The organism is Actinoplanes sp. NPDC049548, from assembly GCF_040676695.1.
Taxonomy (GTDB): Bacteria; Actinomycetota; Actinomycetes; order Mycobacteriales; family Micromonosporaceae; genus Actinoplanes.
Genome location: NZ_JBFAPM010000004.1, coordinates 1 through 23,068, shown reverse-complemented (window position 1 = coordinate 23,068; position 23,068 = coordinate 1). Strand labels below are relative to the sequence as shown.

Sequence of the window (23,068 nt, the reverse complement as noted above, 5' to 3'; positions counted from 1 at the left end):
GAACCTACCGCGAGGGCGTCGCCGACGGCTCGGCCGCTAACCCGATCGTGTAGTCCTGGATCGTGTAGCACTGCTCGTCGTCCTGGGCCTCGGACGACGGGTCGATCATGATGCGGGTCGGGTGGGCGTCGGACGGCTCCCGCTCGACCTCGACCACGTCGGCGCCCTTCTGCCTCGCGGTTTCTGCCTGCGCCTCGAGCTGGCGCAGGGTCGGCACGAGGTTGGCCAGGCGCAGCATCAGCGCCCGCCGTGCGGGGTCGTCGAGGCCTTCGGCGCGGGTCACCTTGTCGCCCACGACGGTGACCCGGAACTTGCCGATCAGGGGCTGCTCGCCGCACTCGGACGTGAGGTTGAACGCGTACTTGTCCGGGACCTTCCAGGTCGGCGGTGCCTCGTTCACGACGCTCGGCTGGGGCTCGGCGCAGCCGCCCAGGAGTGCGGCGAGAACGGCACACGGGATCAGACGACGCACAGGGCCCTCCACGGGAGTCGACGGTATAGGTCGGACGCGTACGGGCCCACCACGGTTCCCCGAGCGGGTGAGTGTCCTTCGCTACGTGGGAGGCACCGGCCGCCCCGGCTGTGCGATCGTTCTTCCGTGGCCGTAGAACGAGGGGGAAGCCGCGACGCCGAGCTGCGCGCGGTCTTCGCCTGGCCGCGTGTCCTCGACCGGGCGAAGGCCGTCATCCGCAACGGCGTGACGACCTTCGTCGTGCTGACCACCACGCTGTGGCTGATGCCGGGCGTACGCGCCACCGACGTCCTCGACACCATGGGGCTGGTCGTGCTGGTGGCGGTGGTCGGCGCCGTGCTGCGCCCGCTGCTGCTGGCCGGCGTGACGGCGCTCGGCGGCTGGGGCGCGATGCTGCTCGGCGTGATGGCGCAGGTCATCGTGATGGTGGTGGCGCTGGAGCTCGACCCGTCGAAGCGGCTCAGCGGCTGGCCCACCGTCGGCGTCGCCGCGGTGCTCGCCGTGGTCTGCGCCGCGATCTTCGACTGGATGGTCGACAGCGGCACCGAGGACACGTTCCTCAAGGAGGCGAAACGCCTCATGCGCGCGATCCGCCGGCGGCAGGCGCGCCGGGCCGGCGGGCGCTGGCTCACCGTCCGGCGCCCGACACCGGGCACCGAGGCGGGACTGCTGGTCGTGCAGCTCGACGGGGTCAGCGAGCCGGTGCTGCGCTGGGCCGTACGCGCCGGCAACCTGCCCACCATCGGCCGCTGGCTGCGCTCGGGCACGCACACGATGCGGGGCTGGCACACCGGGCTGCCGTCGACCACCCCGGCGTCCCAGGCGGGCATCCTGCACGGCGCCTCCCGCGAGATCCCCGGCTTCCGCTGGTACGAGAAGGACACCGGCAAGCTGATGGTCTCCAACCGGCCCCGCGACGCCGCGGTGATCGAGCCGCGGCTGTCCGACGGCCGGGGCCTGCTGTCCGACGGCGGCGTCAGCATCGGCAACGCGTTCTCCGGTGACGCCGCGATCAGCCTGCTCACGGTGAGCCACGCGGCGCTGCCCGGCCGCTCGGCCCGGGGCTGGGCGGCGTTCATGGCCAGCCCGTTCGGTTTCACCCGGGCCCTCGTCCTCGGCGTGGGCGAGGTCTTCACCGAGCTGCACCAGGCCCGGCTGCAGCGGCGGCGCAACCTGCAGCCCCGAGTCAGCCGGTCCGGCGCCTTCCTGGCGCTGCGGCCGGCGTCCATGCTCCTTCGCGACGTCAACGTGTCGCTCGTCGCCGAGCAGATGGCCCGGGGCGCCCCGGTGGTCTACTGCGACCTGGTCGACTACGACGAGGTGGCGCACCACGCGGGCCCCGCCCGGCCGGAGTCGATGCGCCAGCTGGAGAGCCTCGACCGGATGCTGGGGGTGCTCGAGCGGCTGCGGTCGGAGGCGGCACGGGCGTACCGGATCGTGGTGCTCTCCGACCACGGCCAGAGCCAGGGCGTGACCTTCCGGCAGCGGTACGGCGAGACCCTCGAGCAGGCGGTGGCCCGCTTCTCGGCCCCCGACCCGGCCGACGCGCCCTCGGTGCCCGCCGAGCAGGAGGCCACCAAGGAGCCGGAGTTCCCGCGCCGGCCGGTCGCCCCGGTGCTGGTGGTGTCGTCCGGCAACCTCGCCCTCGTCTATCTCACCCGCTACGCCGGGCGGCTGGACCGCGACCGCATCGACGCCGAATATCCGCAGCTGGTCAGCGGGCTGGCCGGGCATCCCGGCGTCGGCCTGGTGGTGGTGCGGGAGGGCGACGGGCCGGTGGCGTACGGGGCCGCGGGGTCGCACCGGCTGGTGGACGGCGCGGTGCACGGACAGGATCCGCTGCTGCCGTACGGTCCGCACGCCCGCGCCGACCTGCTGCGCCACCAGGAGTCCCGGCACGTCGGCGACCTCGTGCTGATCAGCGCGGTCGACCCGGTGACCAGCGAGGTGTCCGCCTTCGAGGAACTGGTGGGCTCGCACGGCGGGCTGGGCGGCTGGCAGACCGAGGCGATGCTCGTGCACCCCGCCGAGTGGCAGATCACCCAGGGGGACCTCTTCGGCCCGGACGCAGTGCACCGGCAGCTGGTGGAGTGGCTCGAACTCCTGGGCTTGCGCCCGCGTGCGCCGCGGCAGGACGAGCTGACCGCCGGCGAGCCCGATGAGGTCGTGACGGCGCGGCGGCGCGACTTTCGGACAGCCGGGATGGTTGATTGAAATGTGCGTTTCATCCACTTTGTGCGACAGACTCTCCTGACGGCCGTCGCCGCCACCACCCTCGTCACCGCCACCGGCGCCGCGCCCGCCCTCGCGGTCAGCGCCAGCCCCGAGAAGGCGCCGCTGTTCAACGGGTCCGTGTACGCGATCGCGTACCGCGGCGGCACTGTCTACGTCGGCGGGTCGTTCACCAGCGTCGCGTGGGGCGGCCGCACCTACGACCGCGCCCGGCTCGCCGCCTTCGACGCGAGCTCCGGATCGCTGCTGGCCTGGGCGCCCGCCGCCAACAGCGTGGTCCGGGCGCTCGCCGTCAGCGGCTCCTCGGTATACGCCGGCGGCTCCTTCACCCGCATCTCCGGCTCGAGCCGCGACAGCCTGGCCCGCATCGACGCGGTCTCCGGCGCCGTCGGCACGTTCTCCCACCGGGTGACCGGCGCGCCGTACGCCCTCGCGGTCGGCAACGGCCGCCTCTACGCCGGCGGCAGCTTCACCGCGGTCGACGGGAGCACCCGGCGCAACGCGGCCGCGTTCTCGCTGTCCAGCGGCGCCCTGGACGGCGGCTGGCGGCCCAGCGCCGACGACGCCGTGCACGCCCTCGCGGTCACCGGCGGCCGGGTCTACCTCGGCGGCGCCTTCCACAAGGTCAACGGGGTCAGCCGGACGCTGCGGATCGCGGCCGTGTCCCCGGCCGGCGGCGCGGTCGACCGGGGCTTCCTGCCCACGGCGCCGGCCCAGGTCAACGCGGTCACCACCGACTCCGCCGGGGTGTACGTGGCCACCGGCGGGCAGGGCGGCCGGGCCATCGCGTACACCACCGGGGGGTCGATGCGCTGGCAGCGGGTGTTCGACGGCGACGCCACGGCGGTCGCCTCGCTGGGCGGGACGATCTACGTCGGCGGCCACTTCGACCGGGCCTGCACCACGGCCAGCAACGGCGCACACGGCACGTGCACCGACGGCTCGTACTCCAGGGTCAAGCTCGCGGCGATCAGCGCCGGCGGCGCGCTGACCGGCTGGGCGCCGCAGGCGAACGGGGTCATCGGCGTGCGGACGCTGGTCGTCGACCACAACCGCGGCGCCCTCGGAGCCGGCGGCGACTTCACGACGATCGCCGGCCAGAACCGCAAGCGGTACGCCTCGTTCGACTGAGCGCGGAGGTCTCGCCCGCTCCGGCTATAACTGTGCAGTGCGGATCACGACGCTCGGGCCGCTGGCCATCGACGGGAAACCGGTGCGGGGCGAGCGCCTCGCCGCGGTGATCCGCGAGCTGGTCGGCGCCCGCGGGCGGGCCGTCTCCCCGGCCGGGCTGATCGACGCCGTCTGGCAGGGCGAGCCGCCGGAGGACGCCGGCGGGGCCGTGCAAGCGCTGATCTCCCGGGTCCGGCGGCTGGGTGTGCCCGTCGTCGCCGGCCCCGGCGGTTACCGGGTGCCGGCCGGCCAGGTCGAGACCGACGTCGTCGCCGCCCGGGGGCTGGCCGACCGGGCGCGGGCCGCGCTCGACGACGGCGACCCGCAGCTCGCCCGCCGCGAGGCGGACGCTGCCCGGGCGCTGTTCCCGGAGATTCCCGAGCTCGCGGACGCCGAGGCCGCCAGGCTGTTCGGCGACGTGGCCGCGGTCCGCGCCGAGGCCGCGCTCGCCGGTGCGGGGGCGTACGACGAGGCCGACCTGCGCCTGCTGGCCGGCCGCACCCCACCCGACGAGCCGGCCGCGGCACTGCTGGTCCGGGTGCTGGCCGCCCAGGGCCGCGAGGCCGAGGCGCTGGAGGTCGTGGAGCGGCTGCGTGCCGAGCTGGCCGACCGCTACGGCGCCGATCCCTCGCCGGTGGTCGCGGAAGCGCACCTGGCCCTGCTGCGCGGCGAGCTGACCCGCGGGACGCGACCCCGGCGCCCGGCCCGGGTGACGATGCCCGGCTCGTGGCGGCGGCCCGGCACCGCGTTCTTCGGGCGCGAGGACGACGTCGCGGCCGTGACCCGGGAGCTGACCGAGGCGCCGCTGGTGACGGTCGTGGCGACCGGTGGCGCCGGCAAGACCCGGCTCGCCGCCGAGGTGGCCCGCCGGGCGCCGGGCGCCGTCCGCGTGGTCGAGCTCGCCGGTGTGCGTACCCCCGCCGAAGTGCTGCCCGTCGTCCTTGCGGCGCTGGGCGGGGCGGAGACCGCCGGCGGCACCCACGGACTGAGCCTCGAACGCCGGGTGCTGTCCCCGCGCGAGCGGCTGGGCGTGGTCGCGGGCGAGCTCGACGGCCTGGTGGTCCTCGACAACTGTGAGCACGTCCTGGACGCGGCGGCAGCGGTCGCCGCCGATCTGCTCGCCGCCACGGACGAGCTCGCGGTGCTGGCCACCAGCCGGGCGCCGCTGGGCCTGGCCGGCGAGCAGGTGCACCGGCTCCGGACCCTGCCCGACGCCGAGGCGCTGCACCTGCTCGAGGCGCGCGCCCGGGCCGGCGGTGCCGCGGTCACCTGGGACGAGGACCGGGCGCTGGCCCTCTGCCACCGCCTCGACAACCTGCCGCTGGCGCTCGAGCTGGCCGCGGCCCGGCTGCGGCACATGCCCATCGACGACGTCCTGGCCGGCCTCTCCGACCGGTTCGCCCTGCTCGACGACGCGCTCCGCGGACTGCCCGAGCGGCACGCCAGCCTGTGGGCCATGGTGGACTGGAGCCGGGAGCTGCTCGCACGGGCGGAACGTGACCTGCTGCAGCGGCTGGCCGTGATCCCGGCGCCGTTCACCGCCGAGGCGGCCGCCGCGGTCGCCGGAACGCCGGACGTGCGCCGCGGCCTGGCCGTCCTGGCCGAGCAGTCCCTCCTCACCCTGGACGAGGGCGAGGGCGGCCCGGTGCGGTACCGGATGCTGGAGACCGTCCGGGAGTACGGCGAGGCCCGCCTCGGCGACCGTACGGCCGCGATGACCGGCCTCGTGGCGTGGGCGCGTACGCGCGCCGTGGAGCTGGCCGCCGACCACATCGGACCGCGTCAGCTCGAGGCGCTGGCCGCCACCGCGCAGGAGCAGGAGAACCTGGTCGCCGCGCTGCGCTGGGCCGTGGACCACGACGACGAGCCGGCCGCCGTCGACATCGCCGGGGCGGTCTTCGAGCTGTGGGCCGTCCGGGGGCTGCATCTCGAGGTCTCGTCCTGGGCCAGGACGCTGCTGCGGGTGGACGACCCGGTGGCCCGGAGCCGCTCCGCGATCGCGTGCGGCCGCAAGAGCGGGCGGCCCCTGCCCGACGCGGACCGGCTCGCCTGGTTGTGCCTGATCGCCGGGATCAACAGCGGCATCACCGGTCCCGTCCGGCTGACCGCGCTGATCCGGCGCGCGCTGAACGTGCTGATGGCCGAGCGGCCGGCCGAGGTGTCGCCCCGGAACAGGGCGCTGGCCGAGTCACTGCCCTCGTTCGACCGGTTCGACGGGGACGAGAGTCTGCGCGGCGCGGAGAAGCTGATCGGCGACCCGGACGCGTACGTGCGCGCGATCGGCTTCTTCGTGCGGGCGGTGCTGCGGGAGAACGGCGGGATGCCCGGCGACTCGGTCGTCGACGCGGAGAATGCGTACGCGCTCTTCGAGAGCGCCGGCGACCACTGGGGTATGGCGATGACCGCCCAGGCCGTCGGACACTCCTACTCGGCGCGGCGGGACGTCTCGGTGACCTGGCTGGCGCGCAGCGTACGGCACATGGACCTGGTCGGCGCCGCACAGGACGCCCGGTCGATCCGCGTGGTGCTCGACGCCCGGCTGGCGCTGGACGGCGACGCGGACGCCGAGCGGAGGCTGCGCGCGACGGCGATGTCCCCGCAGGCGGATCCGGGTGACGCGGCCCAGGCCCACCTGGGGCTGGCGCATCTGGCGTGGGAACGGGGGGATCACGCCACGACCCTGGCGTACACCGACGCCGTCGTCCGGCTGGCCACCGACGTGTCCACGCCCATGCCCGACCCGCGGGTCATGTTCCGGGTGGCGGCCGCCATGCTGTACCTCACCGTCGCGGCCGACCATCCGGTGGAGCGCGCCGACGCCTCCGCGGCCGGGCTCCTGGCGCAGGTCCGCGCCGAGACGGTCGCCTCCCACGACATCCCGCTCTCGGGTGCGTGGGCGCTGGGCGGGGCGGCGCTGGCCGCGTACCGGGGGGACGACGACCGCGCCCGCGAGCTGTGGGCGCTCGCGACCAGGGCCGGAGGCGCCACGAGCATGCTCGTTCCGCCGGGGTACGGCGGCCGGCTGACGGCGGCCCTCGGGGACGAGGACCGCCGCCGCGCGTTGCTGGACGGGCTGCAGGGCACGCCCGCCGCCGCCATCGTCGTACGCATCCGGGAGTTGATGGACCGGGTGCTGGCGGACGGCTGACCGGCCCGCGTTACAGCGAGAGCAGTGCCAGGACCTGGTTGAGCAGGTTGGCGATCAGCGGCAGCGGCAGGGGCAGGCCGCCGTCGAGCAGGCCGACGATCGCGCAGAGCAGGTTGCCGAGCAGGTTGCCCGGGCCGGAGACCGCGGTGATGTCCAGGACCACCCGGTTCAGGTGGACCTGCAGGCCCAGCAGGTCGAGGTCCAGCGGGCCGAGCACGAGGTGCAGGACCGGGCAGACGGCCTGGACGCCGACGCCGCCGCTGGGCAGGGTGACGGGCAGCGTGACGGTGCTGTCCGTGGTGCCGACCTGGCTGCCGGCGGAGTCGGTGAGGATGCTGTGCAGGGTGCCGGTCGCCAGCAGGCGCTCGCCCTGGGCCACGAAGCGGGTCGGCGTGAAGGTGCCGGTCACCGCGCCGGTGCCGCCGAGGGCGTCGGTGAAGGTGCCGCTGACCTGCGAGGTCATTGTGCCTGCCGCGGCGCGGGGAGCGGCGGGGGCGGCCGGTGCGGCGGCCGCGGAGACGCCGGTGGCCACCACGGCGGAGAGCGCGAGTGCGCCGGCGAGCAGTGCCTTCGTGAGCTTGTTCGGTCGCATTCCGGGGGTCCCTTCCATCGATGAACATCTTCGGGCTGCCCCTTGCCCGGTCGTTTCCGGCCCAATCAGCAGATCTATCGATGGAAACTCATTTGGTGCGATGTTGACGTTGAGGTGGTGAATGCGGCTTTTGGGCGCAATGATCTCCGCAGCCGTCGAGGGCGGTCGCGTTCATCGAAGAGGGCCGCAGAAGGACCCCGGATGTCGCGGGCGCCTGAACGGGCACTCGGGCATCAAACGGGTACAGGGTCCACCTGCGGCCCAAACCTGTCAAGACCGGACTCACACCTTCTTCCGGTACGCCCGCAGCGCCAGCGGCATGAAGATCAGCACGAAGCCGGCGCACCACGCGAGCGTCCACCACACATGGGTGCCGAGCGGCGTACCGAGGAACAGGCCCCGGACCGCCCCGACGAGGTGCGTCAGCGGGTTGACGTCCACGAAACCCTGCATCCAGCCCGGCAGCGTGTCGGCGCTCACGAACACGTTCGACGCGAAGCTCAGCGGCATGATCAGGGCGAACATCAGCCCCTGCACGGCGCCGGGCGTACGGACCTTCATCGCCACGAAGACCGGCAGCCAGCTCAGGCAGAGCGCGAACAGCACCGCCAGCAGGCCGCCGGCGAGCGCGCTCAGCGGATCGGTGGTGATCCGGAAGCCCATGACGTAGCCGAAACCCACGGTCATCACCGTGACGATCGCGTACCGCACGATGTCGCCCAGCACCGCCCCGAGCAGCGGCGCCGACCGGGGCACCGGCAGCGACCGGAACCGGTCGAAGATGCCCTTCGCCAGGTCGGTGTTGAGGTTGACGCCGATCGCGATGCAGCCGGTGGCGATCGTCTGCGCCAGGATGCCGGGCAGCAGGTACTGCAGGTAGTCGTGGGTCGAGCCGGCGACCGCGCCGCCGAAGACGTACACGAAGATGACCAGGAACAGCACCGGCTGCAGGGTCACGTCGATGAGCGCCTCGGGCGTCCGCCAGGTCTTGATCAGGCTGCGCTTCGTGAGCGCGAGTGAATGCCGCAACAGCCGCAGCGGGCGTGGTTGCGGTGTCGCGGCCACCGGCCGCAGCGGCGCCGGGGTGCGGGGGCCGGTCAGGAGCGTGGTCATGCGGGCACCTCTTCCTTGGCAGTGAGGGTGAAGAACACCTCGTCGAGGCTCGGGAGGTGCAGGGAGAGCTCGACGACCGCGATGCCCGCGGCCGCCAGGCGGGCCACCGCCTCGGTCATCGCGGCGTCGCCGCCGACCGGGACGGCGAGCACGCCGGTGCGGATCTCGTCGGCCGCCGCGCCCGACGAGACCTCGGAGAGGATCGCCGAGGTCCGGGCCAGATCGGCCGGATCCGCCGGGCGTACCTCGAGGGTCTGACCGCCGACCACCCGCTTGAGGCCGTCGGGGGTGTCGTGGGCGATCACCCGGCCGTGGTCGATCACGGTGATCTCGTCGGCGAGCGCGTCGGCCTCCTCCAGGTACTGCGTGGTGAGCAGGACCGTCGCGCCGCCCGCGACGAGGGTGCGGACCACGTCCCACATGTCCTCGCGCTTCGCCGGGTCCAGGCCGGTGGTCGGCTCGTCCAGGAAGATCACGTCGGGCGAGCCCACCAGGCTCGCGGCCAGGTCGAGGCGCCGGCGCATGCCGCCGGAGTACGTCTTCGCCATCCGGTCGGCGGCATCGGTGAGGTCGAACCACTCGAGCAGCTCGGTCGCCCGGAGGCGGGCACCCTTGCGGCCCAGGTCCAGCAGCGTGCCGAACAGCTCCAGGTTCTGCCGGCCGGTGAGGTCCTCGTCGACCGACGCGTACTGGCCGGTGAGGCCGATCGCCTGGCGGACCCGCTCGGCGTCGCGCACGACGTCGAACCCGCCGATCCGGGCGGTGCCGGCGTCCGGCACGAGCAGGGTGGACAGGATGCGGACGGCGGTGGTCTTGCCCGCGCCGTTCGGGCCCAGCACGCCGAGCACCGTGCCGCGCGGCACGGCGAGGTCGACGCCCTGCAGCGCCCGGGTCTCGCCGAAGCGCTTGACGAGGCCCTCGGCCTCGATCATCAGATCTGTCATGCCGGTCAGCGTGCGCCGCCCCGCTGACACGGCACCGACACGGCGCCGACACGGCACCTACAGCTTGTCGCGCAGCCCCCGCGCGATCACGTCCCAGTAGCGGCCGGGCACCACCCGGGCCAGCAGGTCGGCCGCCTTGGCCGCCCTCGTGATCACCAGTCGCGGCTTGCGCGCCTGGACCGCGGCGACGATCTGCTTCGCCGCCTCCTCCGGAGGCAGGGTCAGCGCCTTCTCGCTGAACCGCCGGATCTGCTCTGCCTGCTCGCCGTCGAGGTCCGGGCCGCTGATCCGGGCGTTGGTGGCGATTCCGGTACGCACACCGCCGGGGTGCACGACGGTCAGCCCCACCCGCCCGGCCAGCTCGTGCCGCAGCGCCTCGGAGAACCCGCGCACGGCGAACTTGCTGGTGGCGTACGCGACCTGGGCCGGCGGCGCGATGAGCCCGAAGAGGCTGGAGATGGTGACGACGTGCGAGCCGGGACGGTCGAGCAGCTGCGGCAGGAACGCCTTCGTGGTCCGCACCACGGCGTGCAGGTTGATCTCCATGAGCCAGTCGAAGTCCTTCATGCTGACCTGCTCGAAGGTGCCGCTGAGGGCCACCCCGGCGTTGTTGACCAGCAGGTCGGTGCCGCCGTGCCGGTCGGCCACCGCCGCGGCGAGGTCCAGCCGGTCGCCGCCGTCGGACAGGTCCACCACGTGGGTGCTGACGTCCTGGGCGCCGATCTGCCGGGCGAGCGCGGCCACCCGGGCCAGCCCGTCGGCGTCCTTGTCCACCAGCGCGAGCACGGCCCGCCGCTTGGCCAGGTCTGCGGTCAGCGCGGCACCGATGCCGTTCGCGGCCCCGGTGATCACGCACGTACGTCCGGCGAACGCGAACCGTTCCAAGGTGGTCATCCGCCGATTATGCCGCCGGCGGAGAAGTCACAACCGCCCCCTGGGGAACGCACAGCCACCCCATAGCCCGTCCGGCCAGTCTCGTCGGTAGCTCACCCGCCGACCGAGGAGACCGCACGATGCCTGACCGTCCGACCGAGCACCCCACCGTGATCGACGCCCACCCGGTGATCGCGCCGCCCTCGGGTCCCGAACCGGCGACCGCTGCCTGGGCCGCCCCTCCCGGCGGCGGATCCGGCATGCCACCGGAATGGGGCGCCCCCGCCGCGGCGGACGTTCCCGCCCGGGCCGGAAGTGGCGGGACCGGCAGGAGAAAGCTCGCTGTGGCCGGCGCGATCGCCGCGGCGGTCGTGGCCACGGCCGGAGTAACCGCCGCCGTGGGCGCCTCCGGCAACGACACCCCCGCGTCGGCAGTCGCTCCGGGAGCCGCCGCGGGTTCCGCACCCGGCAACGCTCAGGACCTGCTCGGCGGCGGGCGAGGACCGTTCGCCGGCAGCCGCGGTGGTGCCCTCATGGGCGCGCTGCACGGCACCTACGTGGGCCCCGACGGCAACGGCGGCTACGTCACCCAGGAGACCCAGACGGGGACCGTCTCGGCGGTCACCGCGACGTCCCTCACCGTGAAGAGCGAGGACGACTACAGCAAGACGTACGTGATCAGCAACGCGACCGCGGTCGACAATGGCGCCGACCAGACCTCCGACGTGGCATCCGGCCACACCGTCCGCGTCACGGCAACGACATCAGGAAACACCGCGTCCGCCACGACGGTGACGGACGCCGACCTGGCACCCGCCCAGGGTGGCACACCCGGTGGCGGCCCCCTGCAAGGCGGCACACAGGGCGGCGCTCCGCTGGACGGCGGCACCCAGGACGGCGGACTTCCGGACGGAGGCAGCCAGGGCGGGGTCACGCAAGGCGGGACCGCGACGGGAACCTGACCCGGCAGAACACCGCCGCCTCTCGTGCAGGTGTCCGCTCGTAAGCAGCAGGGCCAGGTCGAAGAAGTCCGCGTCTCGGGATCAGGGCAAAAAAACCCCCGCCGCGTCACGAATCAAGTTCGGAGAGGCAAGTGCGGGGGAGTACGTCCGCTAGTTTAGCGCTGTGGTCATTCTCTGTCTATTCAACGCCGGATGACCCTCCAAGGGCCCCAGCGCACTGCGCTGGAGAAGGCTATCTCACCTGATCGGTTGCACACCTACCGCAGCGAAGCGGCTTCCCGGGGGTGTGACCATCTCGATCTGTATGTCTGGGATCGCGACACGGCTGCAGCTGCCATGGCGGACATCGCCATCCTTGAGGTGGCGATGCGTAACGCGATGAACGATGCATTGGCACGGTTAGCAGGTCGACCCGACTGGTACAGCGTGGAGCTCGGGCTCGACGACCGTTCCCTCAAAGCGGTCGCCAAGGCGTGGGTCGAGGTGCCACCCGCTCGCCGCACACCAGGACGCGTAGTCGCACAACTGATGTTCGGCTTCTGGCGCAACCTGCTGGAGGTCGGAGGTCATTACGGAGCAGGTCCACGCCGGCAACAGGCCAGGTACGAGACGCTCTGGGTTCGGGAAATCAGCAAGGCGTTTCCCGGGGGACGTGCAGAAGCCAGGACGACCGGCGGGCAGTTCACCCGCGCGTGGACCTTGGGCGTCGTCAAGGAGGTACATGCCCTGCGTAATCGGGCCGCCCACCACGAGCCCTTGGTCAAAGGGTTCCCCATGCCGGGCGAGAACCGGCGACTTGCACTCCAGCAAGGCCTTGATGCCTGCCTGAAACTGAGTCGGCTGCTCGATAGAGACCTCGCTGGCTGGCTGTCAGCGAACAGCCAGCTGGCTCAGGCACTCACTCGGGCTCCGTAGAAATCCAGCCGCGAACACCGCAGCAGTGCGGTCGACTCGGCCGACGAGATGCAGCGATCCGCCGTGCGTTCTACGGATCGACCACGGGAGCGGTCACGACCACGGCCGAGGGCGGGAGTCGGTTATCGCGTTGGATGCGGACACCGCGCCCGCAGGGCGGGACCGCGACGGGAACCTGAACCCGGCAGAAGGCCGCCGCCACCCGTGAGGCGCAGACGCCGGTGCTGCGGTTGGCCAGCACCGGCGCGCGTACCTATGAAAGGCCCGCCTACGACAAGCCGGCACCGTCTGAACGAGATCAAGTGTGACGTGCCGCTGTTTCGCGGGATGTCGCCGTGGCCGCGTCCCCCGACTCGGGAGCCGGATCAAGGTTCCCTCGGTCGCGTTGTTTTTCTCGGCGGACCATGTCGGCGAGCAGTTCCTTGTCGTATTTCGCCTCCGCGGCCCGGGCGCGCTGCCGGGCCTTGTCGGCGCGCACCACCGCCTTCTTGCGCTGCTTGACCAGCTCGGCGCGGCGCTTGCCGGCCGCCTTGAGCGAGCGCTTGAGCCGGGCCGCCTCCTCGGTGGTGCGGCGCAGCGCCTGCTGCTGTTCCTCGCTGAGCGTGGCGATCGTCTTGAGCTGGTTGTCGATGGCGGTCACTGCCGCGCGGGCCTTGTCGGCGGCCGCTTCGGCGGCGCCCGCCTTGTCCCGGCGACGGTCCAGTGGCTTGGCCGGTGCATTCACGGCTATCACTCCCATCCGGTTTCACTTGTCCCTACCCGGACGGGCGGCGGTCAAGCCTCCTTGTTCACCGTCTCCGCGGTGCGGGCCCGGCGCTTGCGGATGTGGCGCAGGTGCAGGAACGCGTAACCGCCGACGGCCAGCACCACGGCCGCGATCGCCCACCACTTGTACCGGTGGGCGTGGTCGATGATCTCGACCAGGTGGGTGCCGAGCACGTAGGCGATGGTGGTCCACCAGCCCACCCAGAGCGCGGCGCCGATCGCGTTGTAGATCAGGAAGGTGCGCCAGGGCATCGCCGTGATGCCCGCGATCACGCCGTTGAGCTGCCGGAGGCCGTCGATGAAGCGGGCTACCACGATGATCCGGTTGCCGCGGCGGGCGAAGAACTTCTCGGCGCGCTCGAGCCGGGCAGGGGTGACGAAGATGTACTTGCCGAAGCGGTGCACGGCCTTGCGGCCCCCGCGGACGCCGATCCAGTAGCCGACGTTGTCGCCGAGCACGGCCGCCACGAACGAGACCGCGGCGACCGCGAAGATGTCCAGCCGGCCCCAGCTCGAGTAGATCGCCGCGGCGACCATGATCGTCTGGCCGGGCGCGGGCACCCCGAAGCTCTCCACGCCGATGACCCCGGCCACCGCGAGGTATCCCCAGCGGTCCAGGATCGGAGCGACTCCGTGCAGGAAGCTCGGCAGGTCGTCGGTCGGCGGCATGGGCTCGGGGCTCCCGTCATCGGTGTCGGGCCGGCGGCTCCGACCTCACACCGTATCCAGCGGCCGGCTGCACAAACACACAGGTGCCCCGACGATCCCTCGCCGGGGCACCCCTTGTCCCGCTTCCGCGGGGAATGCAACTTAGTTCTGTGGAGGTACGTCACCCGGGCCGCTGCCCCAGGTGAGGCTGGGCGTGGTCGCCAGGGTGTAACTGAGCTTGCCGCCCGCGGTGACAGCCGACGCCGGGAGCCAGCCCTTGGTGGTGGACGTGCCGTCGACCGTCAGCCTCTGGACGTAGATCGCCTTGGCGTCGCTGCGCGGTGCCTCGATCGTCAGGTCCTTGCCGCTGCCGAGGTGAACCACCGCCCGCGGGAAGAGCGGGCTGGTGAGGGCCAGCTCGGCGCGGGTCGGCACGGTCGGGTAGAGGCCGAGGGCGGAGAAGACGTACCAGGCGCTCATCGTGCCGGCGTCGTCGTTGCCGGGGATGCCGCCGGTGCCGTTGCTCCACTTGGCGTCGATGATCGCCCGGACGGTCTCCTGCGTCTTGTACGCGGCGCCGAAGTAGTTGTAGAGGTACGGCGTCTGGATGTCCGGTTCGTTCGTCGCGTCGAACTTCGTTCCCTTCGTGGCGCTGAGGTCGAACGTGCCGTCCGGGTTGCGGAAGAACGCGTCCAGGCGTTCGACGGCGGTCTTGTTCCCGCCCATCTTCTGCGCCAGCGTCACCACGTCGGAGTAGACCATCCAGGTGTACTGGGCGCTGCTGCCCTCGACGAAGCCCGTGCCGGTGGACGGGCTGAAGCCCTCGGCCCAGGTGCCGTCGCTGTAGCGGTCGCGCATCCAGCCCACCGCCGAGCCGTCCGCCGGCACGGGGGTCGGCACGGCCGGGTCGGCCAGCTCCAGCTCGGCGAGCTGCACGATCGGTGCGCCGCCGTTCGCGGTGACGTTCAGCCGGTAGTACGCGTACGGCTTCGGGTAGGCGACCTCGTACTCCTTGGTCTGGCCGCGCTTGTCGAAGCTCTGGCCGGTACGGGTGTCGACGGTCGTCCACGTGGTGCCGTCCGCCGAGCCCTGCAGCTCCCAGTTCTTCGGGTCGCGCTCGGGTACGTCGTTCGCGGAGGTCAGGGCGTACCGGTTGACGGTCAGCGGGGAGCTGAGCTTGGCCTGCACCCAGCCGGTGGTGGCGAAGGTGAGCCACTTGGTGCCCTTGTCGCCGTCGAACGCCTGGGCCTTGCCCTCCCAGGGCGCGTTCTCGCCGCTCGCCTGGATCTCGGTGATGCGTTCCCGCACGTTGTGCTCGAGGCCGGGGTCGGCCTTGGCGTCCTCGTCGAAGACGTTGCGCCAGGTGTGCGAGCGGCGCAGGAACTCGGCGTGGCCGGCGTCGTCGCCGAGCGCCTTGGCGAGCTCCGCGAGGCCGTAGTCTGCCGCGGCGTCCTCGAGGGTCTCGGCGGCGCCGCCCCAGCAGTGGCAGTCGTCCGCGGGGACGTAGCCGAGCGCCAGGTACTTGTCGAGGGCCGGGCGCTGGCCGACGCACTCGACGTTGCAGCCGGCGTCGCTGGAGTCGTTGGCCGTGGGGACCGTTGCCGCGTGCACCAGGGACTCGTACGCGCCCCGCACGTCGAAGTCGCGGGCGCCGAACGCGTACATGCCGGCCACCGCCGCCGCGGACGGGTCGCCGGACATGACGGCGGTCTTGCCGTGCTGCAGCAGCCAGCGGTCCCATTCGCCGTCGCGCTGGGTGGCGTAGTTGTACAGGCTCTGCGCGTAGTCGCTCGCCATCTTCGGGTTCAGCAGGGCCAGCAGCTGAACCTGAGCGCGGTACACATCCCAGCCGGAGAACGTCCCGTATTGAGCCTTCTGTCCTGTGGATAACGTGTGGATTTCGTCGTCGGCGCCGTAGTAGCTGCCGTCCACGTCGCTGGTGAGCGTCGGTTCGAGCATCGAGTGGTAGAGCGCCGTGTAGAACGTCGTCTTCTGGTCCTCGGTGCCGCCGCCGATGCCGATCTTCTTCAGCTGCTGCGACCACGCGGCGCGCGCGCCGGCCTGGATCGCACCGAAGCTGAGCCGCTCCGGGGACTCCGCCGCCAGGTTCTTCTCCGCGCCCGCGAGGCTCACGTACGAGATGGCGACCCGCATCGACACGGCCGTCGTGCCCGGGGCGAAGGTGACGTACCCGCCGGAACCCTTACCGGCGTTCGGCCGGCCCGTGCTGCTGTACCCGCTGCCGCCCTGCGCGTCCGTGCCGCCCGGGGTGAGCGTCGTGTCCTTCCACGTGCCGGTGGTCGCGAACGGCTGGTCCAGCTTCGCGACGAAGTGCAGCGTGTAGTACGCGTGCGAGTTGTTCGTGCTCTGCGGGCCGCAGAAGTTGCCGGCGCTGACCGAGCCGGTGACCGTACGCGTGGCCGCGTCGATGTGGACCGTCGCATCCTCGCTGCCGGTCTCCGACAGCGACGTGCGGAACAGCAGGCCGGCCGTCTTGTCCGCGGGGAACGTGAACCTGCCGAAGCCGGTGCGCGGCGTGGCCGTCAGCTCCGCGCCCGCGCCGCTGTCCAGGCCCACCTTGTAGTAGCCGGGCTTGGCGACCTCGTTGGCGTGCGAGAACGTGCTGGCGTAGACGGCGTCGGTGGCGTCCGCGGTCGGCGAGGTCTCCACCGCCCCGACGTGCGGCATGATCGGGATGTCCCCGTTCGCGCCGGAACATCCCACGCCGCTGAGGTGGGTGAGGCTGAGCCCGCGGATCCGGGTGGCCGTGTACTGGTAGCCGCCCGGCGCCGGGGTCGACAGCTGGTTCCCGCGCGACGTCTGCGGGCTCCACGCCAGCATGCCGAACGGAGTGACCGCCCCCGGATAGGTGTTGCCCAGGTTCGTGGTGCCGATGAGCGGGTTGACGTATGCCGCCGGCTCCGCGACCAGGGGCGGCAGGGCCGCGGCATGCGCGGCGACGGATATCGGCACGGTCAGGACCGCCCCCGCGAGGGCGGCGACGGTACGGCGTCCGAGCATGCGAGTCCCCCTGATGACATCGATGTCAGGCCATGTCGAGGGTCAGCTTCTATCGACCTCGTCCGATGTGTCAACCCGATCTTCGGCCGCCGGAGTTGAACTGCTCGGGCCCCGGATCCGTTCTCCACTGACGGAACGTCCTGGAGGAGGGCCCCCGTCTTGTCTGTTTCCATCCGCGAAGCGCTCGTCGCCCGCTTCCGCCGCCCCGCCGCCGCCCCCGCGGCAGACCCGGAGCCGGCGACCGAGCCCTCGCAGACCGAGACGGCCTCGCAGAGCGAGACGCCATCGCAGAGCGAGACGGAGGCGACGTCCCCGCCGGCCGGCCGCGTACGCCGGATCGCCGGCCGGGCGCTGACCACCGGCGCGATCGTCCTGATCTTCGCGGCGCTGATCCTGCCCAACGTGCTGAGCCGGTTCCACAAGCCCGGCACGTACTTCCGCCTGCCGATCGAGGGCTTCCTCGCCATCGGGCTGCTGCTCCTGCTGCCCGGCCGGTGGAAGCGGATCGTCGCCGGCGTGCTGGGAGCCGGCCTGGGCCTCCTCACCGTCGAGAAGGCCCTCGACATCGGCTTCTACAAGGTCCTCGCGCGCCCCTTCGACCCGGTCCTCGACTGGGAGCTCTTCGGTGACGCCCGGAACTTCGTCCGGGAGTCGGCCGGCAAGGGTGCCGAGATCGGCGCGCTGATCGGCGTGATCGTCCTGGCCGTGGCCGTCGTGGCGCTGGTGACCCTCGCGGCGCTGCGGATCGCGAAGGTGACCGCCCGGCACCGCCAGGCCACCGCCCGCACCGCGCTGGCCGGCACCGCCGCCTGGGTCGTCTGCCTGATGCTGGGCGTGCAGCTGTTCAACAACATCCCGGTCGCGGCGCGCAGCAGCGCCCTCTACGCCTGGGACCGCGCCCACTCGGTCAAGCGCGGACTGAACGACGAGAAGAACTTCGCCCGCGAGGTGAAGGTCGACGCCTTCGCCGCCACCGCGCCGGACCAGCTGCTCACCGGGCTCCGCGGCAAGGACGTCATGATCACGTTCGTGGAGAGCTACGGGCGCTCCGCCGTCGAGGACCCGGCGCTGAACCCCGGCACGGTCGAGGTGCTCGACGAGGGCTCGGCGACGCTCGCCAAGGCGGGCTTCGTGGCGAAGAGCGGCTGGCTCGGCTCGCCGACCTCCGGTGGCGGCAGCTGGCTGGCCCACTCCACGCTGCTCTCCGGGGTGTGGATCAACAACCAGAAGCGCTACCGCAACCTCATGGCCAGCGAGCGGCTCACTCTGACCAGCCTCTTCAAGAAGGCCGGCTTCGACACCATGAGCGTGATGCCCGGCGCCACCCGCGCCTTCCCGGAGGCCAACTTCTACGGCTACAACCGGGTCTTCGACTCCCGCAACACCGGGTACGTCGGCCCGAAGTTCACCTGGGCGCCGCAGCCGGACCAGTACACGCTCTCCTGGTTCGAGAAGAACGTCCGCGGCCCGGCGCACGCGCCGATGTTCGTCGAGATGCCGCTGGTGTCGAGCCACACCCCGTGGGCCCCGCTGCCCACCTTCATCGACTGGAACGACGTCGGTGACGGGGCCGTCTACCACCAGATCAAGGCGGACGCCAAGAAGCCCGGCGCGGTGTGGAAGGACCCGAACAAGGTCAAGCGCGAGTACAGCCGCTCGATCCAGTACACGCTGACGACGGTCATCTCGTACCTGGAGAAGTTCGCCGACGAGAACACCGTCATGGTCGTCCTCGGCGACCACCAGCCGGCCCCCATCGTGGTCGGCGACGGCGCCAGCCGGGACGTGCCGATCACCATCGTCGCCAAGGACAAGAAGGTGCTGGACCGGGTCGCCGACTGGAACTGGACCGACGGCCTCAAGCCGGCCCACGACGCCCCGGTCTGGCCGATGAACCAGTTCCGCGACCGGTTCCTGACCACGTTCGGCCCGGGCACCGGGGACGTCAGCCGGGCCCTGTCACCGCCTCGCCGCTAGGAAGCACCGACCAGCTGCACGGCGCGAGCTCCACGGTGCCGCCCGAGGGGGCCGGCACCGTGGCCGGCTTGGGCGCGGCGTTCAGGGCGATGACGAGCGCGTTGCCGTCGGCGTACGCCTCGTAGACGAACTGTTCGTTGGTCAGGTGCAGTGTTCGCGTACGGGCCCGGTGCAGCCAGGCGTTGCGCCGCCGCAGGGCGATCAGCTCCTGGTGGATGCGGTGCAGCTGCCGACCGTACGGGGCCAGTCCGGCGGGCTCGGCCGGGAAGGGCGGGCGCACCGCGTCGTCGCCGCCGGCGCGGTCCTCCTTGACGCCGCGGAAGCCCTGCTCGTCGCCGGAGTAGATGCTCGGGGTGCCGCCGACCGTCAGCAGCACCGCCACGGCGAGCGGCACCAGCCGTTCGTCGCCGAGCCTGCTGGCCAGCCGGGTCACGTCGTGGTTGCCGACGAAGGTCTGCGGCACGAAGGTGTCGAGGAAGCCGTTGTGCCGCTCCAGGGCCCAGCTCAGCTCGAAGAAGTTGGCCGACTCGAGCGAGCTCCAGATCGCCTTCCACAGCTCGTACTGGGTGACCGAGTCCAGCGTGGACAGCTCGACGATGGCCGGGTAGTCGCCGTGGATCACTTCGCCGAAGACGTACGCCTGCGGGAACTCGGCCCGCACGCGGGGCAGCACCTTCGCCCAGAACGCGGGTGGTACGGCGTACGCCGCGTCCAGCCGCCACCCGTCGGCGCCGCGCCGCAGCCAATGCGTCATGACCTCGACGACGTAGTCGACGACGGCCGGCTCCAGATGGTTGAGCGTGACCAGGGCGTCGTGCCCCTCGAACGTCACGAACTCGCCTCCGCCGCGCCGGCGGAACCAGCGTGCGGTGGCGGCGGCCTCGCCCTGGGCGAGAACGTCCTGGAACGCGGGATGTCCGCGCCCGACGTGGTTGAAGACGCCGTCCAGGACCACCCGCAGGCCCCGCTGGTGCGCCGCGGCGATCAGCGCGTCGAAGTCGCCGTCGTCGCCCAGCCGGGGATCGATGCGGAAGTGGTCGAGGGTGTCGTAGCCGTGCGTCTCGGCGGCGAAGATCGGCCCGAGCAGCAGCCCGGAGGCGCCGAGCTCGATGACGTAGTCCAGCCAGGCGCCGAGCCGCCGCAGCCCGCCGTTGTCGTGCTCGGGATAGGCGCCGGCGAAGCCGAGGGGGTACACCTGCCACCACACAGCATGATGCACCCACTCGGCCTCGGTCACGCCGCAACTGTACGGCGGGGGAGCGGTCAGCGCTTGGCAGCGCGTCCCGCTCCTGCGCTGCTCCTGCCCGCGAACAGGTTCCACCCCACCGCCCGCGCCCCGCGGCAGGACCCGCCCGGGCATCAAGGGCGAGGAACCAGCGGCTTTCAAATTGTTTAACAGCCTATTGTCAATAGGTTGATATTTCTGAGATAGATCAGCGCGACGCACTGTGAGGTACACCATTTATGGTGGCGTCCAGTGCGACCGGAAGGGTCGCCAACCATTATGGTGAGAGCGCTCTCACGGAGTCTGGATCAGGAATCCGTGCTGCCACCTCCGATCACCGATCGACGTCGTAAATGTTTCGAAAGGTTGCTCATGAAGTCATTCGGTAAGCTCGCAGTTGTCGGCGCCCTGGGTGCTATGGCCTCCGTGGGGCTGGCCGCGGGCCCGGCGAACGCCGATGTGGCCGAACAGGGCGCATACATCTCCAATGACAGTCGGTGCGACAAGGCCACCGGCCAGTGGATCGCCATTTACAACGTTCAGAACCTGGGCACGCTCAATGCCATGTTCACCGCGACGTCACCGACGTCGCCGATTACGTGGCCGACCGGCAGCCAGACCGCTCCGGGGCAGGTCAGCACCGCCGAGCAGCGGCTTCCTGCCGGGTCGGGCTACACCACGCTGACCGTTACCGGAATCTGGTCCGATGGCACGCTGAAGACCTACTCCTGGCAGTACCGCAACCCGACGCAGTGCACTAAGGGCTGATCGCTTATCGAGTGCGGGCTGCTGTGCCACCATGGGCTTTCAGCATTCTGGGATCGGCGAATTCCCCGCTTGTCGCTGACGCCGGTGTTTGCGCCGGAGCGCATGGGTGAATGCCGGGGCTAACGCTTTCCTGCTTTGAGAACCATGTCGTGGGCGGTGCCACTGCGGCGGCGTTCGGATTGGCGTAGACCCGAACGCCGCCGAAGTGTTTCCCGTTGGCGGAGAACGCGGAGCGGGGCGCAACCTGCTGTCCTTGTCCTCACGCGCGAGTGCGGGTGACCGGGAGCCGTGTCGTTGAGTCGGCCGGCGCGCGGTGTCCGTGACGGGGCTGCGCTCAGTCGGCGACGAACGCGGCGATGTGCCGGCCGAGCGGGGTGAGCGCGAAGATCGCATACCCGACGGATGCCACGGTGGAGGCGAGGCACCATGCGTGCAGCCGAGCCGACACGATCCGGCCGGCCTGCACCGCAAAGAATGCGCCGACCATAGCCAATGGCGCGGCGAGTGCGGCGCCCATGAGGGTGATGTAAAAGCCTGGAACGCCGAGCAACCATGCCGGTGCGATCCACCACCAGGTCGGCGGGTAAGGCCGTGGTGCCCACAGGTACGGGATGATCGCGGCTGCCAGGTAGGCCGCCAGCACGTACAGCTGAACGACGACGACCGTCCTGACCAGGCCGACCGGTACATCGGCACGGGGGCGGGGCGAGACCTGGGTCTGTGTCATGGCTGCTCCGGTCGCATTGAGGAGGTGTCAGGGGATGGGCAGGACTGCTCGGATGCGTCAGTCCTGGAACCAGGTGAGCATGGCGATTCCGGCCGCGGTGTGGAACGACAGGAACACGGTGATCGCACCGACGCCGAGTATCAGCAGCGCAGTTCGGGTCCGGTTCCTGAGACTGCTGGTGGTGGCGCCGAGCACGGCGGCGGCGACGCCGAGCACACCGGCGACGTAACCGTCGTCGCGGATGATCAGACCTGTCGAGACGGCGGTCCATGCGACCGCCAAGAGGACCGCGGCCGGCGCCGCGACTGCCGCGGTCAGCCGATGCACTCGCCGACGACGACGCCGTAGCACTGCAGTGACAGTGCCGATCACACCCACCGCCGCCAGCAGAAACGGCCCGCCCATGACGACGGCCCAAGCTCCGAGGTGCGGCACGGTCCACACGAGTCGCAGCCAGCTCGGCGTGCCCTCGAACGGCCACACCGACTGGGGGTCGATGGGTGTGGTGTACCCACTGCGCGCAAGGCGCCCAGGGATGTCGAAGGCGAGATAGCGGGTGGGCACCCACACCGACCACGACAGGATCGGCCAGGTCATGCCGAGCAGGAGGATACGGGCCACCGTCTCCCGCACGCCGCTCGACACCTCGATGGGCGAAGCGTCGCGGCGGCCGATCGAGCTGCGAAGGCTCGGAAGCGTGCGGGCCGCGCCGGCCAGATAGCGCCACCGGGCTGCCGGATCAACCTGGGCCAGCGACATGAGGTCACCGGTCCATTCGCCACGCTGCCGCTCGCGGAACCGGAGAGGAAGCATCAAGCACAGCAGCGACACGATGGCACACTCGACGCGGCGCAGGCCGACAGCCGACGGGGTCGACTTCACGCCGCTCACCACGCGAGCTTCCCGGTGGCAGGACGGGCGGCTCGCCGCTGCGCTGCTCTGGCCAGTGCCTCACGCGCTGCAGTGACACCGGTCGCAGTGAGCTGGTAATAGCGGCGACGAGGACGTCCCTCGGCGTGCACGTCGATGTCTTCCTCACGACTGCTGAGCCACCCCGCCGTCTCGAAAGCGACCAGGATCGGATATATCGTTCCCGGTTCCAGCCCGGCCTGATGGGCGAGGTCGAGACCGTACCGCTCGCGGTGGTCGTCCTCCAGCAGAGCCTGAAGGACGAGCACCCGCGGAGTGGTCATGCGCAGGACAGCCATGTCCTTACTCTATATAGCTACTCCTAGTTCTGCATAGGGGTCCATGCCTGTCGGTCGTACTCCCGATCCTGCTCAGGCCGGCTTCATCCGATCGGGGTGCGGTGCCGCAGCGCCTCGGGAGCAGCCTGAGTGCCGGCCGCGAAAAGCACGAGGACGCCGGCCCGAACCGGGCCGGCGTCCTCGTCGGTCCGGACGCTCAGATGGTGTCCGCGGCGAGCTGGCCGCGGAGCTTGGTCAGGGCCTTGGTGAGCAGGCGGCTGACGTGCATCTGGGAGATGCCGATCTGCTCGGCGATCTGCGACTGGGTG

General features: G+C 71.5%; 20 protein-coding genes. 7 read left to right on the top strand and 13 right to left on the bottom strand.

What is annotated here, in order from left to right:
• Positions 1-4: 4 nt before the first annotated feature.
• Positions 5-472 (bottom strand): DUF6174 domain-containing protein, encoded by a 468-nt coding sequence (locus AB0J80_RS09945; RefSeq protein WP_364702699.1) that lies wholly within the window; start codon positions 470-472, stop codon positions 5-7.
• A 126-nt stretch (positions 473-598) separates the two neighbouring features.
• On the opposite strand from AB0J80_RS09945, the gene AB0J80_RS09940 reads away from it, so the two are divergent.
• From AB0J80_RS09940 to AB0J80_RS09930, 3 genes are read left to right on the top strand one after another with little or no spacing between them, the layout of a single operon-like run.
• A complete protein-coding gene (locus AB0J80_RS09940) occupies positions 599-2,686 on the top strand; it encodes an alkaline phosphatase family protein (protein ID WP_364702696.1) in 2,088 nt (695 codons plus the stop codon).
• A 21-nt stretch (positions 2,687-2,707) separates the two neighbouring features.
• Positions 2,708-3,835, top strand: a complete 1,128-nt coding sequence (locus AB0J80_RS09935; RefSeq protein WP_364702693.1) for a hypothetical protein — start codon at positions 2,708-2,710, stop codon at positions 3,833-3,835.
• Between the two features lie 37 nt (positions 3,836-3,872).
• The gene (locus tag AB0J80_RS09930; protein WP_364702691.1) at positions 3,873-7,022 is read left to right on the top strand and encodes a BTAD domain-containing putative transcriptional regulator; all 3,150 of its coding nucleotides are present in this window, start codon (positions 3,873-3,875) and stop codon (positions 7,020-7,022) included.
• A 10-nt stretch (positions 7,023-7,032) separates the two neighbouring features.
• Here the strand turns inward: AB0J80_RS09930 and AB0J80_RS09925 are convergent, their stop codons facing one another.
• The 4 genes from AB0J80_RS09925 to AB0J80_RS09910 all read right to left on the bottom strand — a co-directional run bounded on the left by AB0J80_RS09925 (position 7,033) and on the right by AB0J80_RS09910 (position 10,565).
• Positions 7,033-7,614 carry a hypothetical protein gene (locus tag AB0J80_RS09925; protein WP_364702688.1) on the bottom strand — a complete coding sequence of 194 codons (582 nt, stop codon included), beginning with the start codon at positions 7,612-7,614 and terminating at the stop codon, positions 7,033-7,035.
• Between the two features lie 282 nt (positions 7,615-7,896).
• Positions 7,897-8,727 carry an ABC transporter permease gene (locus AB0J80_RS09920; RefSeq protein WP_364702685.1) on the bottom strand — a complete coding sequence of 277 codons (831 nt, stop codon included), beginning with the start codon at positions 8,725-8,727 and terminating at the stop codon, positions 7,897-7,899.
• Complete coding sequence (locus AB0J80_RS09915; RefSeq protein ID WP_364702682.1) at positions 8,724-9,671, bottom strand: ATP-binding cassette domain-containing protein; 948 nt, start codon at positions 9,669-9,671, stop codon at positions 8,724-8,726. The genes AB0J80_RS09920 and AB0J80_RS09915 overlap by 4 nt, the downstream gene beginning before the upstream one ends.
• A 57-nt stretch (positions 9,672-9,728) precedes the next feature.
• Positions 9,729-10,565 carry an SDR family NAD(P)-dependent oxidoreductase gene (locus AB0J80_RS09910; protein WP_364702680.1) on the bottom strand — a complete coding sequence of 279 codons (837 nt, stop codon included), beginning with the start codon at positions 10,563-10,565 and terminating at the stop codon, positions 9,729-9,731.
• A 119-nt stretch (positions 10,566-10,684) separates the two neighbouring features.
• Here AB0J80_RS09910 and AB0J80_RS09905 point away from each other — a divergent pair, with 119 nt between their 5' ends.
• Positions 10,685-11,506 (top strand): hypothetical protein, encoded by an 822-nt coding sequence (locus AB0J80_RS09905; protein ID WP_364702677.1) that lies wholly within the window; start codon positions 10,685-10,687, stop codon positions 11,504-11,506.
• Between the two features lie 192 nt (positions 11,507-11,698).
• Positions 11,699-12,421: a hypothetical protein gene (locus AB0J80_RS09900; RefSeq protein ID WP_364702675.1), complete on the top strand. Its 723-nt coding sequence runs from the start codon at positions 11,699-11,701 to the stop codon at positions 12,419-12,421.
• Between the two features lie 298 nt (positions 12,422-12,719).
• Here AB0J80_RS09900 and AB0J80_RS09895 read toward each other — a convergent pair whose 3' ends face one another.
• The 3 genes from AB0J80_RS09895 to AB0J80_RS09885 form a co-directional block, all read right to left on the bottom strand.
• The gene (locus AB0J80_RS09895; protein WP_364702672.1) at positions 12,720-13,145 is read right to left on the bottom strand and encodes a hypothetical protein; all 426 of its coding nucleotides are present in this window, start codon (positions 13,143-13,145) and stop codon (positions 12,720-12,722) included.
• A gap of 50 nt (positions 13,146-13,195) precedes the next feature.
• Entirely contained in the window at positions 13,196-13,855 is a 660-nt protein-coding gene (locus AB0J80_RS09890; RefSeq protein ID WP_364702669.1) for a DedA family protein, read from the bottom strand.
• Positions 13,856-13,996: 141 nt separating this feature from the next.
• Positions 13,997-16,855, bottom strand: coding sequence for a GH92 family glycosyl hydrolase (locus AB0J80_RS09885; RefSeq protein WP_364702666.1), 2,859 nt, complete (start codon positions 16,853-16,855; stop codon positions 13,997-13,999).
• 159 nt (positions 16,856-17,014) lie between these two features.
• Here AB0J80_RS09885 and AB0J80_RS09880 point away from each other — a divergent pair, with 159 nt between their 5' ends.
• Positions 17,015-18,832, top strand: a complete 1,818-nt coding sequence (locus AB0J80_RS09880; RefSeq protein WP_364702663.1) for a sulfatase — start codon at positions 17,015-17,017, stop codon at positions 18,830-18,832.
• Here AB0J80_RS09880 and AB0J80_RS09875 read toward each other — a convergent pair.
• The gene (locus AB0J80_RS09875) at positions 18,801-20,069 is read right to left on the bottom strand and encodes an alpha-amylase family protein (protein WP_364702660.1); all 1,269 of its coding nucleotides are present in this window, start codon (positions 20,067-20,069) and stop codon (positions 18,801-18,803) included. The genes AB0J80_RS09880 and AB0J80_RS09875 overlap by 32 nt on opposite strands.
• A 360-nt stretch (positions 20,070-20,429) precedes the next feature.
• Here AB0J80_RS09875 and AB0J80_RS09870 point away from each other — a divergent pair, with 360 nt between their 5' ends.
• Positions 20,430-20,825 carry a hypothetical protein gene (locus tag AB0J80_RS09870; RefSeq protein WP_364702658.1) on the top strand — a complete coding sequence of 132 codons (396 nt, stop codon included), beginning with the start codon at positions 20,430-20,432 and terminating at the stop codon, positions 20,823-20,825.
• Between the two features lie 334 nt (positions 20,826-21,159).
• On the opposite strand, the gene AB0J80_RS09865 is transcribed toward AB0J80_RS09870, so the two are convergent.
• The 4 genes from AB0J80_RS09865 to AB0J80_RS09850 form a co-directional block, all read right to left on the bottom strand.
• A complete protein-coding gene (locus AB0J80_RS09865) occupies positions 21,160-21,552 on the bottom strand; it encodes a hypothetical protein (RefSeq protein WP_364702656.1) in 393 nt (130 codons plus the stop codon).
• A gap of 57 nt (positions 21,553-21,609) precedes the next feature.
• Complete coding sequence (locus AB0J80_RS09860; protein WP_364702653.1) at positions 21,610-22,434, bottom strand: hypothetical protein; 825 nt, start codon at positions 22,432-22,434, stop codon at positions 21,610-21,612.
• A 5-nt stretch (positions 22,435-22,439) separates the two neighbouring features.
• Positions 22,440-22,760 carry a helix-turn-helix transcriptional regulator gene (locus AB0J80_RS09855; RefSeq protein ID WP_364702650.1) on the bottom strand — a complete coding sequence of 107 codons (321 nt, stop codon included), beginning with the start codon at positions 22,758-22,760 and terminating at the stop codon, positions 22,440-22,442.
• A 196-nt stretch (positions 22,761-22,956) separates the two neighbouring features.
• The coding region (locus AB0J80_RS09850) for a sigma factor-like helix-turn-helix DNA-binding protein (protein WP_364703670.1) at positions 22,957-23,068 on the bottom strand (112 nt) is incomplete at its 5' end.